The 13900-nt window shown below is 73.5% G+C and carries 14 protein-coding genes; 7 read left to right on the plus strand and 7 right to left on the minus strand.

Annotation, left to right across the window (positions count from 1 at the left end; translation table 11 throughout):
- Positions 1–22 precede the first annotated feature (22 nt).
- Entirely contained in the window at positions 23–190 is a 168-nt protein-coding gene (locus tag WMF27_RS00640) for a hypothetical protein (protein ID WP_437943717.1), read from the minus strand.
- Between the two features lie 168 nt (positions 191–358).
- Positions 359–979: a hypothetical protein gene (locus WMF27_RS00645; protein ID WP_437943718.1), complete on the minus strand. Its 621-nt coding sequence runs from the start codon at positions 977–979 to the stop codon at positions 359–361.
- 219 nt (positions 980–1198) lie between these two features.
- Between WMF27_RS00645 and WMF27_RS00650 the strand changes: the two genes are divergently transcribed.
- From WMF27_RS00650 to WMF27_RS00665, 4 genes are read left to right on the plus strand one after another with little or no spacing between them, the layout of a single operon-like run.
- Positions 1199–2107, plus strand: a complete 909-nt coding sequence (locus tag WMF27_RS00650; RefSeq protein ID WP_437943719.1) for a hypothetical protein — start codon at positions 1199–1201, stop codon at positions 2105–2107.
- Positions 2108–2109: 2 nt separating this feature from the next.
- Positions 2110–2886: a hypothetical protein gene (locus WMF27_RS00655; protein ID WP_437943720.1), complete on the plus strand. Its 777-nt coding sequence runs from the start codon at positions 2110–2112 to the stop codon at positions 2884–2886.
- Complete coding sequence (locus tag WMF27_RS00660) at positions 2883–3785, plus strand: DUF692 domain-containing protein (RefSeq protein WP_437943721.1); 903 nt, start codon at positions 2883–2885, stop codon at positions 3783–3785. Before WMF27_RS00655 ends, WMF27_RS00660 begins: the two co-directional genes overlap by 4 nt.
- The gene (locus WMF27_RS00665; protein WP_437943722.1) at positions 3782–4294 is read left to right on the plus strand and encodes a hypothetical protein; all 513 of its coding nucleotides are present in this window, start codon (positions 3782–3784) and stop codon (positions 4292–4294) included. Before WMF27_RS00660 ends, WMF27_RS00665 begins: the two co-directional genes overlap by 4 nt.
- 106 nt (positions 4295–4400) lie before the next feature.
- Here the strand turns inward: WMF27_RS00665 and WMF27_RS00670 are convergent, their stop codons facing one another.
- Positions 4401–5096, minus strand: a complete 696-nt coding sequence (locus WMF27_RS00670; RefSeq protein WP_437943723.1) for a Uma2 family endonuclease — start codon at positions 5094–5096, stop codon at positions 4401–4403.
- Between the two features lie 454 nt (positions 5097–5550).
- On the opposite strand from WMF27_RS00670, the gene WMF27_RS00675 reads away from it, so the two are divergent.
- The 3 genes from WMF27_RS00675 to WMF27_RS00685 all read left to right on the plus strand — a co-directional run bounded on the left by WMF27_RS00675 (position 5551) and on the right by WMF27_RS00685 (position 9411).
- Positions 5551–5712, plus strand: a complete 162-nt coding sequence (locus WMF27_RS00675) for a hypothetical protein (protein WP_437943724.1) — start codon at positions 5551–5553, stop codon at positions 5710–5712.
- A gap of 487 nt (positions 5713–6199) precedes the next feature.
- On the plus strand, positions 6200–6505 hold the full coding sequence (locus WMF27_RS00680) for a hypothetical protein (RefSeq protein WP_437943725.1): 306 nt from the start codon (positions 6200–6202) through the stop codon (positions 6503–6505).
- Between the two features lie 20 nt (positions 6506–6525).
- Positions 6526–9411, plus strand: coding sequence for a poly(A) polymerase (locus WMF27_RS00685; protein ID WP_437943726.1), 2886 nt, complete (start codon positions 6526–6528; stop codon positions 9409–9411).
- A 27-nt stretch (positions 9412–9438) separates the two neighbouring features.
- On the opposite strand, the gene WMF27_RS00690 is transcribed toward WMF27_RS00685, so the two are convergent.
- The 4 genes from WMF27_RS00690 to WMF27_RS00705 all read right to left on the minus strand — a co-directional run bounded on the left by WMF27_RS00690 (position 9439) and on the right by WMF27_RS00705 (position 13724).
- On the minus strand, positions 9439–10221 hold the full coding sequence (locus tag WMF27_RS00690) for a thaumatin family protein (protein WP_437762192.1): 783 nt from the start codon (positions 10219–10221) through the stop codon (positions 9439–9441).
- A gap of 127 nt (positions 10222–10348) precedes the next feature.
- Positions 10349–11353 carry a hypothetical protein gene (locus WMF27_RS00695; RefSeq protein ID WP_437762191.1) on the minus strand — a complete coding sequence of 335 codons (1005 nt, stop codon included), beginning with the start codon at positions 11351–11353 and terminating at the stop codon, positions 10349–10351.
- A 153-nt stretch (positions 11354–11506) separates the two neighbouring features.
- Positions 11507–12157: a lamin tail domain-containing protein gene (locus WMF27_RS00700; RefSeq protein WP_437762190.1), complete on the minus strand. Its 651-nt coding sequence runs from the start codon at positions 12155–12157 to the stop codon at positions 11507–11509.
- A gap of 142 nt (positions 12158–12299) precedes the next feature.
- Positions 12300–13724, minus strand: coding sequence for a M20 family metallopeptidase (locus WMF27_RS00705; RefSeq protein ID WP_437762189.1), 1425 nt, complete (start codon positions 13722–13724; stop codon positions 12300–12302).
- Positions 13725–13900 lie beyond the last annotated feature (176 nt).

The following is a 13900-nucleotide window of genomic DNA, read 5'->3' on the forward strand; positions in this document are numbered from 1 at the left end:
CGGGTTCCTGGCAAGCGGGGTGTCACTTCGGGAGCTTCATCACCGTGCCTGCGGCGCTGTTCGTCCAGTAGACGCTGGTCGCGTCCACGGTGATGCCCAGCGGATGATCTTGCCCCGTCGCGAGCGTCTCGGGATCGCCGCCTCCGATGGGCACCTTCTTCACGCTGCCGTCGTCGTTCGTCCAGTACACGCTCTCGGCGTCGACTCGGAGCGCTCGTGCTGTTCGCTGCTGCCGGGCGCTGTCGTATCAGCGGGCCAGCGCGATGAGCGACTCGGGCATGCCGAGGTCGACAAGGGCCGGCCGCACGAGGGAGAAGAGCTCGATCCAGACGCGATCGAACGCCGCGGGGCGCGCGCCTCAGCGCGCCGGAGGCATGCCCGTGCCGTCGAGCGCCGGCCAGGCCGGCCGGAGCGGGAGGACGAGCGCATCGAACGGCGCGGGCAGCGATACAGGGGTCGCCGCGTGCAAGCAGAACTCCCGGCCGGGCCCGAGCACCATCTGGCGCATCCACAGGCCGGCGCTCGCTTGCTCCAGGATCGGCGTGAGCCGGGCGAACAGCTCACCGTAGGACACGCCGCCGGGCTTGCCGAACCAGTGGGCGTAGCCGGGCGCGTTCAGCGCAACCCCGCCCCGGAGGCGATACAGGCCCCCGGCGCCGCCGCCGGCGACCGCGGCCGCCGCGTCGTGCGGCGCCGAGCGGCTGGCGGAGACCGCGGCCTCGTTCAAGGCGCCGAGCGCACCGAAATCCTGCACGAGGTACCAGTCCTCGTAGACGTCGCCGCCGCCGGCCGCCCACGGGGCCCCGGAGAGCCCGACGCTGAACGACCGGAGAAAGCCCGGCGCGGGCGCCGCGGCGAGCGCCGCGTGGAAGGCGCGCTGCCGGCGCTCGTACTCGCCCGCGGCGGCCTGCGGTTGCCTCCAGTGCCAGAACACATAGGCCAACAGGGACTCGCCGTTCCCTTCCGCGGGATAACTCATGTCTTCTCCGATGCCGGATGTTTCATGTTCATGTAACCACCGCCGGCTTCGAGCTCATCCAGCCTCTGGCGGAGGCGCTTCTCCCTGGTGTCCTGCCGCCTCGCTCGATGGATCCACCCGATATCATCGTTTTGCTGGTAGGCAGGGCGCGTCCTGTAAGCATTCATCATGAAACTTTCACCGCCGTGGGGCGTCTCAGCTCCCCGGAGGTTCCGCCCGATGCCCAGACGTCGTGGTCTCTTCCTTGCGTTCTCCCTTCTTTGTCCGGCGTTGCTCTCCGCCGGGTGTGCCGCGCCGATCGACGCTCCGGACGCGACCGCGTACGTGCTGCTCGATCCCGCGGCGCGCGCTCGCTGGACCGTGGCCAGCGACGGCTGGCAAGGCGCGCCGATCCTGCCGGTCGCCCTCGACGTGGAAGAGAAGGCCGTGCTGCGCGGCCCGGAGGGCGCGGAGCGGATCGCGCTGCGCGGGGGCATGCTCGCGCACGTCCGCGGCGCCGAGGGCGAGATCCGCTGGCTCGCGCTGGGGGAGGAGGCGCGGGACGACCGCCTGACGCTGCACGCGAGCAAAGCGGCCGCGGCGGCGCTCGCGGCGCTCGTCGGCGGCGAGATCTCCCCGCGCCGCGACGGCATGTGGACGCTCACGGCGCCGGATCTGCTGGAGCGTGGCTCCTTCCTCGAGCCGCCCGAGGGCGTGATCGAGGCCCTGCCCGACGCGCGGCGCGATCCCGGCGATCCCGCCGCGCTCGCGCCCTCGGCGGCGCAGGACGCCCTGGACGCGCTCGCCGCGGTGCCAGCGGCCGCCAGAGGCGGCGCGCTGGAGCCTGGCAGCGCGGAGGCAGAGCTGGTCGGCCTCTACGCTGCGGGGCTGCGGACGCTCCTCCTGGACGCGTCCGGGGGCTTCACGCTCGAGGACCGCTGCTCCGGCGAGGTGGTCGCGACCGGCGAGTACTCGGTCGAGGGCGATCGCGTGATGCTGCGATCCGCGGGGGCGGCGCCGATCGTGCTGGGCCGGGATCGGGATAGGCTGATGCAGCTGGGCTGGGAGGCCTACGCGCCGCTCATGCCCGAGCCCTCGGGGCGGGGCGAGGCGGAGAGCGAGCTGCTCGGGAACGGCGGTGAGGAGTGACCATGAAGCGCAGGCATTGGCTGGGAGCGACTGCAGCAGGGCTCGCGGCCACCGCGTGGCCCGCGTTCATCCGCGACGCGTTCGGCGACGGCGCCGCGTGCGACGAGACGGGCAAGCCGGCGGCCGCCGCGGGGTCGCTGGTCCAGGTCTCGGCCGCGTTCCGCCGCGCCCGGCAGGCGAGCAGAGCGCTGCTCGTCTTCGTCATCCCTGCCGACGACAGCGCCAAGTGGGAGCGCGGCCACGCGTTCGGCGAGCTGCTCAACTTCGGCGCGGACGGGGATCTCGCCCCGCTCGCGGGCGTCGAGGTCGTCTGCGCGACCATGGCCGATCTGAAGAAGCTCGTGCCCGGCGTCGGCAGCGGGGAGCCGCTCCTGGTGGTGGTCAGGACCGACAAGGTGCCTGTCGTCGCGACGCAGCTCGACGTCGCGCTCCCGAGCTACGACGGAACGCACCGCATGGCGGCCGGCGGCCGGGAGGAGCAGCTGAAGCACGACGACACGATCGCCGCGCAGCGGATCGGCGCGCTCGGTGCGCTGCTCCGGAAGGGCCTTGGCGCCGACGCGCGCAACGTGGAGGCCCGGGCCGCGAGCGTGCGCGCGCGGCTCGTGAAGGCGCCGCCGGCGGGCGCGCGCTGGGCGATCGCCAGCGGCTGCGGGATCGACGTCGAGGGGGCCGAGGACAGCGGGCTCATGGCCTGTGGCATGGGGCACGTGCCCTCCAAGTCACGGCGCTTCCTGTACTTCTTCTCGGTCGACGGGCGCGGGGCCTCCACGCGTTGATCCCTGTCGGCCTCACGCTCCAGCCCGACGCGGCGTTCCTCGACCTGCTGGCCGAGGTGATCCTGCGCGACGCCGACTACTACGAGGTGGCGCCCGAGACGCTCTGGCGCGTGCCGGACGCCGCCGAGGCCGATCTCCAGGAGAACGGCTTTCACCGCCGCTTCGCCGAGCTCGCGCGCCGGTCGGACCGGCCGTTCGTCGCCCACGGCGTCGGCTGGTCGCTCGGCGGCGCGTCGGCCGCCGACGTGGGCCGGCGCGCCCGCTGGCTCGCGGCTCTCCGGCGCGACCACGCGATCTTCCGGTTCCGCTGGTACACCGATCACCTCGGGATCAGCGCGCCCGCCGGGCTCTCGGCCGGGCTGCCGCTCCCGATGCCCATGAGCGCGCACGGCGCCGCGGTCGCCCGCCGCGCGCTCCGGGCGATGCAGGCCGTCGTGGAGGACGTCGGCGTCGAGAACAGCGTCAGCTACTTCGTGCTCGGCGATCCGCTGGACGAGCCGCGCTTCCTCGAGCGCATCCTGAGGGCGCCGCGGACGCACCTGCTGCTCGACCTGCACAACGTCCACACCATGGCGGAGAACTTCGGCTTCGATCCGGCCGAGTACGTGGCGCGGCTCGATCTCGCCCGGGTGATCGAGATCCACCTCTCCGGCGGCGGCCCGAGCGATCCGGGCTGGCTGCCTTCGGGCCGGGTGTTGCGGCTCGACGGCCACGACGACGCCGTGCCGGAGCCGGTGTGGCGCCTCCTGGACGAGGTCGCGCCGCGCTGCCCGAACCTGCGCGGGGTGACCCTGGAGCGCATGGAGGGCACGGTGCACGGCGCGGGCGACGCGGCCGCCGTGCGGGAGGAGCTCCGCCGCGCGCGGCGCGCGCTCGGCCGGCGCGGGAGGCGCGGGTGACGCGCGCGGCCGGCGGCAGGTCAGCGGGGCGCGCGGCGCGTGGCGGGGCAGCGGAGGCCCGCGGCGGGGCAGCGGAGGCCCGCGGCGGGGCAGCGGAGGCCCGTGGCGGGGCAGGGGAGGGCGCGGCGGCGCGGCTGACCGGGGCGCAGGCGCACGCGCGTTACGAAGCGCTCGTGGCCCGCGCGATGACGGCCGAGGATCCCGTGGCCGCGCTGCGCGCCGCGGCCGAGGATCCGGCGCTGCCGCCCACGCTCCGGCGGGCGCTGCTCGATGCGGACGAGGACGGCGTGAGGATGTCGGCGCTGCTCGTGGCGCGGCTGCGCTTCGAGCGGCTCCTGCGCGGCTCGCCCGAGGCCGAGGCGTGGTTCGACCGCGATCCTGCGGAGTTCAGCGCCGCGTTCCGGCGCTACCACGCCGAGGTGCCGCCCACCGCGTTCTTCCCGCCGGGCGAGGCCCGCCTCTTCCGCCGCTGGATCGAGGCTCGCTCCGCGCCTGCGCGCGCCCGATGACCAGTGGGCGTCAGCAGCGCTTCCCCTCACCCCTGCCGGGTGTCAGCAGTGCTTCTTGGCCTCGTCGGAGATGGTGGTGAAGTTGACCCGGCGGATGCCGACGGGGTCAGCCGCCTCGTCGGCGCAGCTCGGCCTCGAGCTCGGCGATGCGCCGCTCCGCCGTCGCGCGGGCGGCCTGCTCGGCCTCGGCGCGGCGTCGCTCCGCCTCCTCAGGGGTCGGGACGAGCTCCGCCCCGTCGGGGGTGCGGGCGAGACGAAGCGCCGCCGGCTGGCCTGCGGCAGGGACGATGACCCAGTGCAGATTGAGCACGGTGCACGGGCTGCGTTCCCCTTCGACGACGCGCTCGATCAGATCGTCGTCGATGCGATCCCAGACCCGCAGCCGCTCTCCTGGCGCGGCGTCAGGATCGAACGCGACGAGCTCCAGCACGCCGAGCTCGTGGTACTTGCGGAGCTTGTCGGCCCACGTCTGCGGATCCGAGTCGTGCTCGCTCACGATCTCGACGGCGAGCTCAGGGGCACCACGCTCCCACGTCTTCCAGGAGCCGAACGGCGTGTCAGGGGTGTCGAGCCGGACAAAGGCGTCCGGCGCCAGACACCGGCTCGGATCCGACGCGGACCAGTAGACGAACTGGTCGGATCCGATCGACGCGCGAGCCGCGAAGGTCTTGAGCACGACATAGAGCAGGGTCCTGAGCTCGAGGTGGCGCCTGGTCTCCGGCTCGAGGGCCTCTTCCGGGAAGTGAAGCGGGGAAGGCGCGCGAACGTGGCGGAGCCGGCGCGCGAGCGCGGCGTGCTGCATGGGGACAGTATTCACACGTCGTGTGTGTACGTCGACCGCGACGCGGCTCGGTTTGCTCGCTTCGTCGAGATCGCCTCGAGATCGTAGCGGCGCGCGCCGGTGTAGCCTGGCAGCGTGCGCCCCGCCTCCTCCGTCGCGCCCTCGCCCTCGCCGCCCTGGTGGCCAGCGCCGGCATCGCCGGGTGTTCGTGGTGGCCATCCGAGGGGCCCTCCGCGGCGCGCCAGGATGTCAGGGGGGCAGCCGCCCGCCGCGCCGACCCGCACCGCGATCGCGCCGCGGCGGCGCAGCCCGGGGCGTGCCCGCTCGCGGCGGTGTGCAACACGAGCCCCGTCGGGTTCCCCGGCGGCATGTGCACCGGCAGCTGCGTCGGGCTCCCGGAGGAGGGCGTCTGCGGCGCCATCGCCGTGCTCGACCCGTTCAACCGGTGCCTCGCCCGCGGGACGGTGTTCACCGAGTGCCTGAGCCGCCACGTCACGCCCGCGGGCCTGCGCTGCTGCTCGAGCGAGGCGCCCTGCCGCGAGGACTACGTTGCGCCAGGACGAGCTCGGGCGAGGGCGCCTGCATCCCGCCGTACTTCCTGTTCCAGCTCCGGGTCGACGGCCACGCGGTGCCGTGATCCGCCCGGCGCCCCGCGGCGCCGCCGGTGGCGCTTCGCCGGAGCGGCAGCCCCCGATGACCTGTCTATGGAACCATGACGGCCGAGCAATCCGTTGATACCGAGCCCGTGCCACCTATCACGAGGTTCGACCCGGAGCTGCTCGGGTGTCTTCAGTACCCGAAGCCGAGCGCTCTCACGGAGGGACGGGTAGATCCTGAGGCAGCATTGCCCGCTTCCTCACCGCGACCCATGAACGAGGCTTCGCGCCGCGCGCCGTCCGGCCACGGCGGCTCGCCGCGCCACACTTCCTCGCGCGGCGAGCCGGCTTCGTTTTCTTACGCACTGGAGGAGGAGCACGAAGTCGTCCGGGGGGCGGCGGACGACCCTCCCCGTGACCCGGTCCAGCTCGATCTGTTCGCCTCGAAGCCCGGCCCGTCGGACACGCCGGAGGGGTAGAACCCAAATTCAACCAGCCCAGCCCAGTGGCCGGATCCGGCCACCACCGATGAATCTCTGGCCGGAGGCTGTCGACAGCCTCCCCGGAGAGATGAATCTCTGGCCGGAGGCAGTCGACAGCCTCCCCGGAGAGATGAATCTCTGGCCGGAGGCAGTCGACAGCCTCCCCGGAGAGATGAATCTCTGGCCGGAGGCAGTCGACAGCCTCCCCGGAGAGATGAATCTCTGGCCGGAGGCAGTCGACAGCCTCCCCGGAGAGATGAATCTCTGGCCGGAGGCAGTCGACAGCCTCCCCGGAGAGATGAATCTCTGGCCGGAGGCTTCAGTTGGCCGCCACACTGGACAATTCGCGTGAAGGAGACCTAAAAGATCGCGATGCGTACGAGCGAGGAGATCTACCACCGCATCCGCTGGGATGCGCGCCTCGATCCCGCACGCTTCGTGATGGGCATCGACGTGCACGCGGCGGAGCCCAAGCGCGTCCCGCTGCCGGCCTTCGTGCCGGGGGGCGACCTGCCCTGGCATCGGGTCGTGTACATCGAGGCCGAGGGCGAGAGGGTCTGGGATCGTCAGACGGGCCTCGACTCCCTCGACACGACGCAGGCCGGCCGGGTGCGCGCGCCGCAGCGGCTGCGGCCGCCGTTCTTCTCGGCGCGCGCGGCCATGCGCTGGGAGGCGACGGAGGGCCGCTGGGCGACGGCCGAGGCCGCGGCGCCCCGGTTCACGCCGGGGGCGAGCGCGCGGCTGCGCGTCCTCTCGTGGAACACGCTCTGGGACCGCTACGACGCCGAGCGCATCCACACCGCGCGGCGCCGGCCGCTGCTCGTCGAGGCGCTCGGCCGCGCCGACGCCGACGTGATCGCGCTGCAGGAGGTCGAGCTGCCGCTGCTCGATCTTCTGCTCGGCGCCGGCTGGGTCCGCGCCGGCTACACCGTCAGCGACGGGCCGCGCGGGCGCGACGTCGACACCTGCCACCTGCTGCTCCTGAGCCGGCTGCCGGTGATCGAGGTGGGGTGGCACGCCCTGGGGAAGTACAAGGCCGCCGTCGCGATGACGCTGGCGCTCGCGGGAGAGCCGCTCGTCGTGGTGACCACGCACCTCACGAGCGATCACGCGGAGGAGGGGGCACGGAAACGCGCGGCCGAGCTGGAAGACCTCGCCGTGGGCCTCTCCGCCGTCGAGGGCGATCTGGTGCTGCTGGGCGACCTCAATGACGGCGGGCCGGGTCCCGCGTCGAAGCTCGGCCTCGTGGACGCCTGGCTGGAGGCCCGCGGCGCCGGGGACGAGGCGCCCACGTTCGATCCCACCGTCAACCCGCTGGCCGCCGTCTCGTCGCTGACCGGCCGCGCCTGCCGGCTGGATCGTGTGATGTTTCGCGGGGCGGCGCTGCGCCCGATCACCGCCGATCTGGAAGGGACGACGCCGCTTCCGCCGGATGGCCTGTTCCTGTCCGACCATTACGGCGTCCGTGTCGAGCTCTCCGTCGGCGAGGTGCCGGGCGAGGTCCTCGACGTGGCGACGACCGCGCGCACCGCCCTCGCGTGGGTACCGCCCGAGCCGCTCTGGCCCGAGATCCAGGCCATCCGCGCGCTCCACGACCCGCAGATCGACCGCTGGCCGCCGCACGTGAACCTCCTGTTCGGCTTCGTGCCCGAGTCGAGCTTCGAGGCGGCGCTCCCGCTCCTGTCGGCCGCCGCGCGCGAGGTCGGCCCGTTCCCCGCGGTGCTGGAGGGTACGCGCTCGTTCCGGCACGGCGCGGACGCCACCGTCTGGCTCGACCCCGCCGCGGGCGGCAAAGATCCGTGGGCGCGGCTGCATCAGGCGCTGGCGCGCCGCTTTCCGCGGTGCGTGGGGCGCGCCGAGGGCTATACGCCCCACCTGACCCTGGGCCGCGTGGACGACCCGGCGCGCGTGCAGCCCGGCTGGGCCGCGCAGCTCGGCCGCCGCGAGGCCGCGGTCGGCGAGCTGGTCCTGCTGTCGCGGCGCGGCGCCGAGCCGATGCAGGTGCGGGCCTCGGTCGCGCTGGGCAGCGGCTCGGTGCGCTGGGCGGCCGAGCCCGCGCCGGCCGCGTCCCCCCGCGCTCCGAAGCCCGACCGCGCGTCAGCGCTCGTGGCCCGGCTGAAGGCGGCCCTGCCCGGGGGCGCGCTCCACGTCACGGGCTCGCGGCGGCTCGGCTGCGCGCTGCCCGGCGCGGACCTCGACCTCGTCGCCGCCCTGCCGGGGCCCATCGATCTCGACGCCGTCGAGGCCCAGGTGCGCTCGGCCCTGCCCGAGGCGTCGACCGTGCGGCGTGTGCAGGCGATCCGCGTGCCGTGCCTCGAGCTCTGCGCGGTTGGCCTGGACGCGGACCTGACGCTCGTCGACGCGGGCGCGGTGCGACCCGAGCACGCCGTCGCGCGGCGCCTCGAGCTGGGCGAGGCCGCCGCGATGGCCCTGAGCGCCGTCACCGACGCCGACGCGCTGCTCGAGGCTGTCGATGCGGCGTCCGCTCCCTCCGCTGCTCCTCGGCGCCGCGAGGCATTCCTGGCGCTGGCCCGCGCCGTCAAGGCATGGGCTCGCGCAAAGGGCATCGACGCTGCGCCGTTCGGTGGTCTGCCGGGCATCGCATGGCTCGTCCTGGCCGCGCGGGTCGTCTGCGACGCCCCGGACCTGGAGCCCGGGCCCCTGCTGTCCCGCTTCTTCGGCGCCTGGGCAGCCTGGGATTTTCGCCGGCCCATCGCGCTGGATCCTTCGGCTCCGGCGGTCGGCACGCCCGGGGATCCCGTGCGCATCGCGACGCCGACGGCGCCCGTGCGCTCGTGCAGCGATACCGTCGGCGCCGCCGCCCTCGCGACGCTGTCCGACGAGCTGTACTCCGCCTGGGAAGCCGTGGAGTCGGCCCTGGCCGCCGGCCGCGATCCGCTGCCCGATCTGCTCGCGCCCCCGCCGCTGCACCGGCGCCACGCCGCCTGGGCCGTGATCACCGTCGAGGCGCCCGAACCCGAGGGCGTGGCTTCCGGCCTGGGCTGGGTGCGCGGCCGGATCCGCGCGCTGCTCTCGTCCTTCGAGCGCGCCGGGGTCGGAGATCTGCGGGCCTGGCCTCATGCATTCGACAGGGGCCCGCGCCTCGCCCGCCATGCCATCGGGCTGGGCAAGCGCCCGCCTGTGGCCGCGGCCCTCGAGAAGCTCGCGGCTCCCTGGGCTGCGGGCCTGCACGGGGTGCACGTCGCGTGGGTCGAGGGCGGCGGGGTGCCGACGCTGCGCGCTGAACAGGGCGCGTGAGCGCTTCGAGAGGGGTGAGCGCGCACATCAGGGGCAAAACACGATGTCGTAGTCTTCCCCGGCGCAGGCGGCCATCGACTCCTGATCATCGCCGGACCACGAATACGCGTCCTTGCATGCCTCTTCGAAGTACGCGGCCACGGGGTTCGAGGGATCGTCCCGATCAGGGCTCACGCAGGAGATCGTCGCGCCGCTCTCGTCCTTGTAGCGGCCCTCCTCCGGGCACTGCGCGAGCAGGCTCGTCGGGCACGACAGGGTCCGGCAGTCCGGCAGTCCGACGGGCACGATCGCCAGGGGGAGGTTGTGCGCGTCCACGTGGCTGATGTTGTACCAATCGAAGTCGTTGAAATCGGTGTTGAGGGTCATCTCGGCCAGCGTGTGTCGGCCGCCGCCGGGGTCCGACCCGGCGTATGCCCAGTAGCGCAGGGACGACAGCGGCTCCTCGCTGGTGCCCACGTCGCGGCACGCGAACTGTCCCGGGCCGAGCTCCCCGCCGTCGATGAGGCTCCCCAGGAACTGGAGCGGCTGATCGCACTTGTTGACGAAGGCCAGGGTGGACTTCCCGTCACCGGGGGTGCGGCAGTCGACCTCGCCCGGATGGATGGGCGGCTGGCCTGTCGACGCGCTGCTGGCGTCGCTCGACGAGGCTCCGCCGGTCGCGCCGGACGCGGCGCTGACCGAGGTGGCTCCGCCGCCCGTCGCGCCGGAGGACGTGTCCTGCTCGGGGGACGCGCAGCCCGCATCGAGCAGCGCTATCGCGAGCAGCGCTATCGCGAGCAGCGCGGCCGCGGTCTTCCCATGTTGCGACATGATGGTCCTCCTTGCGGACTCGGTGGCGGGAGGAGGATGAGGATACAGAAAGCCTCGTCCACCGAGAAGCCGTGTCTCATCGGGCCGCGAGCGCCGACCCGCGCGGCCTCGGGACCTCGAGCGCCGCTCAGGGCGCCTGGCAGGACACGCGGTGGATCGGCTCCTCTTTCCCTTCACCGACCGTCACGTAGTCCCATCCGCCGGGCACCCACGCGATCGCCTCGGCCTGCTCCTCGTCGGGCGACGGCAGCACGCAGGGCGGTTCGGCCAGCGCCTGCGCCACCGTCTGATCCGGTGTCATCGGGTAGTAGAGCACGTGGGATGAGGTGCGCAGCAGCACGCCCGTGCCGTCCGGGTGGACGTCGCCGCTGGTGAAGCGCGCGCTGCCGGCGGGCGGCTCGATGGATCCCGTCCGGACGAGCGTGGCCGGCGCGCCCGCGGCGGGCAGCGCTGGCAGCTCGTAGACGCTCGAGGTGCCCTTGTTGACCTTCGTCACGAGGGTGAGCGCTCCGGTGGCGGGGTGGATGAGCAGCGTCTCCGCGTCGTGGGCTCCGTCGGGGTACGAGAGCACGAACACCTCGGCGGTCGAGGCGAGCGGCGCTCCTCCGAGCGTGTCCGGCTCCGGCACGCTGTAGATGGTGGTGCTGTCGCGCTCGCCGTCGTTGTCGCCGATGTCCGCGAGGAAGAGGCAGCTGCCCCCGCCCGCACGGCAGGGCCCGCGCGCGATGTCCTCCCAGTCGACCGCGGCCGCGCCGGCCACGGTCACCTCGGCCCGCAGCGCGCCGCCGAGCCCGATCGCGAAGAAGCGGGGGTCATCGCCGTGGTCGTTGTGAACATAGAGCACCTCCGGGTGCAGCCCGCTGGCGACGACACCGGAGCACTCGTCGATGTCGCCCGGCGGGAGCGCGCCGACCCGCGCGGCCCCGGTGCAACGAGGGCAGCCCGACTCCCGCACCGCCGGCGGATCCGAGGCCCCGCAAGCCGACAGGAGCAGCGAGAGCGCGAGCGCCGGCGCCGCAGAGCGGCGTGCCAGGACGCCGGGCGCAGGCCCTCCCTCCGGATGGGGCGCCCGGAGGCGGCACGGCGGCAGCTGCGGAGCGCGAAGGATCTCGAGTGCAGACGTCGGTGACATGAGCATCGCGGTTCGGTGCAGAGAGAGAGTTGAACGCAAAGGCGCCAAGAGCGCAAAGACGCCAAGATGCATGATATCCATTCTTTCTTTTGCGCCTTTGCGCCTTTGCGCCTTTGCGTTGACTCTCTCTCTCCGGATTCCCGGCGGGCCGAGCTAGGGCGCCGCGTTCTCCTCCCCGGGGGTCGGCGCCGTGGCGGCGCCTTCGCCGGTCAGGTCGGGCAACCTGCCCCACGTCTGCCCATCTGCTGCGGCCTCGATCGGGTACTTGAGCTCGGCGAGCACCTGGTCGCTCTCGGAGATGAGGTAGACGGTCTCGCCCCTGGAGGCGCTCACCTTCCAGGTCGCATAGAAGCAGCTGCTCGGGCCGCCGTCCGGCAGGCACGCGGTGTGGGGCCCAGGGCCGTCCTCGGGCAGCTGGTCGCCGAGGATGAGCAGGTACGCGCCCGGGGCGAGCTGCGTGCCTTCGGGGAACCTGAGCGCGTCGGCCGTGTTGCACTCCCCGCTGTCGTCGGCGTCGCACAGGCCGAGCCCGCCGAGGTCGGCCGAGCCCGGGCCCGGGTTGCCGAGCTCGATCCAGTCGCCGTCCTTGGCCGAGATCTCGTTCACCACGACGGTCGTCGTCGTGGTCCCGCCGCCCGTCCCCCCTTGGTCGCCGCCTGCGCCGCTCGAGCTCGAGCTCGAGCTCTGAGACGTGGTGGTCGCGCCCGTGCTCGGCGTGCCCGTGTCCCCGGGCTCGTCGCTCGAGCCGCAGCCTCCCGCGCAGAGCGCAGCGAGGCAGAGCGCGGCATATCGAAGTTGTGCCATCACGATGTTCTCCTCGGCCCCAGCACACGGCGATCCCGGCGGTGTGTCAACCGTGTGTCAACGGGCGGCGCGTGCGGGCTCCCGGTCGCGCCCGCCCCCGCCGTGGACGCGCGCGCGTCCACAAAGCGCGCCGCCGCGCTCCTCAGCGCGCCCGCGCCCCGTGGTCCGCGATCACGCTCGCCACGCAGCAGGTCAGCTTCTTCCCCATGCCGAGGTGCAGGAACTCGTTCGGACCGTGCGCGTTCGATTGCGGCCCGAGCACGCCGGTGATCAGGAACTGCGCCTCCGGGAACTTCTCTCCCAGCATCGCCATGAACGGGATCGTCCCGCCCTCGCCGATCCCCATGGCCGGCCGGTCGAAGAACATCTTCGACGCCTTGCGCACCGCCGCCTCGAGCCAGGGCGCCGTCGCCGGCGCGTCCCATCCGGCCGACGGCTCGCTCACGTGGAACCGGACCTCCGCCCCGTACGGCGGGTCCTTCTCCAGGGCCTCCTTCAGCGCCGCCGCCGCCTTCCTCGGGTCGAGGCGCGGCGGCAGGCGCATCGAGAGCTTCGCCCTCGTGAACGGGCGCAGCACGTTGCCCGCGCCCGCGATGGGCGGCAGGCCGTCGGCGCCGGTCACGGAGAGCGCGGGGCGCCAGGTGCGGTTCAGGAGGAGCTCCGCCGTGTCGCCGGTCACCGGGCACGCGCCCTTCACCCACGGCAGCTCGCACACGACCGACGCGCCCAGCACGTCGGCCGCGGCCCGCGCCTGCGCCGCGCGCTCCTCCGGGATCTGCACGTGCAGCGCGTCCACGAGGACGCGCCCGGTCCGCTCGTCCTCGATGCGCGACAGGAGCTGCCGCAGGATCCGGAAGCTCGAGGGCACCACGCCGCTGCCCACGCCCGAGTGGACGCCCTCGCGCAGGATGTTCACGTCGAGCGCGCCCTGGAGCAGCCCGCGGAGCGACGTCGTGGTCCAGAGCTGGTCGTAGTTGCCGCAGCCGGAGTCGAGGCACACGACGAGGCTCGGCTTGCCGATGCGCCCCGCGAGCGCGTCGATGTAGGCCGGCAGGTCCGGGCTGCCGCTCTCCTCGCAGCCCTCGATGAGCACCACGCAGCGCGCGTGCGGGATCCCCTGCTCGTGCAGCAGGCGCAGCGCCGCGAGCGACGCGAAGGCCGAGTAGCCGTCGTCGGCGCCCCCGCGGCCATAGAGCTTGTCGCCCTCGCGCACCGGCTCCCAGGGGCCGAGCCCCTCGCGCCACCCCGTCATCTCGGGCTGCTTGTCGAGGTGCCCGTAGAGGAGCACCGTGTCGTCGCGCGTGCCCGGCACCTCCATCAGGATCACCGGCGTGCGGTTGCCGATGCGCACCACCTCCACCGTGAGCCCGGGGATCGGCTGCGCCTCGCACCAGGCCGCGATGAGCGACGCCGCCCTGTCCATGTGGCCGTTCTCGCGCCAGGCGGGGTCGAAGGCGGGCGACTTGTTGGGGATGCGGATGTAGTCGTGCAGCGCGGGGACGATCTCCTGCTCCCAGCAGCGCTCGCAGGACGCGACGGCTTCACGCTCGTTGAGCTTCGTCAGCATGAACCTCTCCAGGGTTGAGGACGGCGGCGATCTCCGGGGACCGACTCTACAGCGCCCACGACGTGGGTGTACCCCGGACATGGAGGCGTGACATCTTCAACGTTCCGGAGCGCCGTGGCGAGGAGCGCGGGGCCGGCGGGCGGGCGCGGCGCGTGGACGGGCGGGCTCAGCGGGCC

It is taken from the genome of Sorangium sp. So ce281 (genome assembly GCF_051527395.1).
In the GTDB taxonomy this organism is placed as follows: domain Bacteria; phylum Myxococcota_A; class Polyangia; order Polyangiales; family Polyangiaceae; genus Sorangium; species Sorangium cellulosum_B.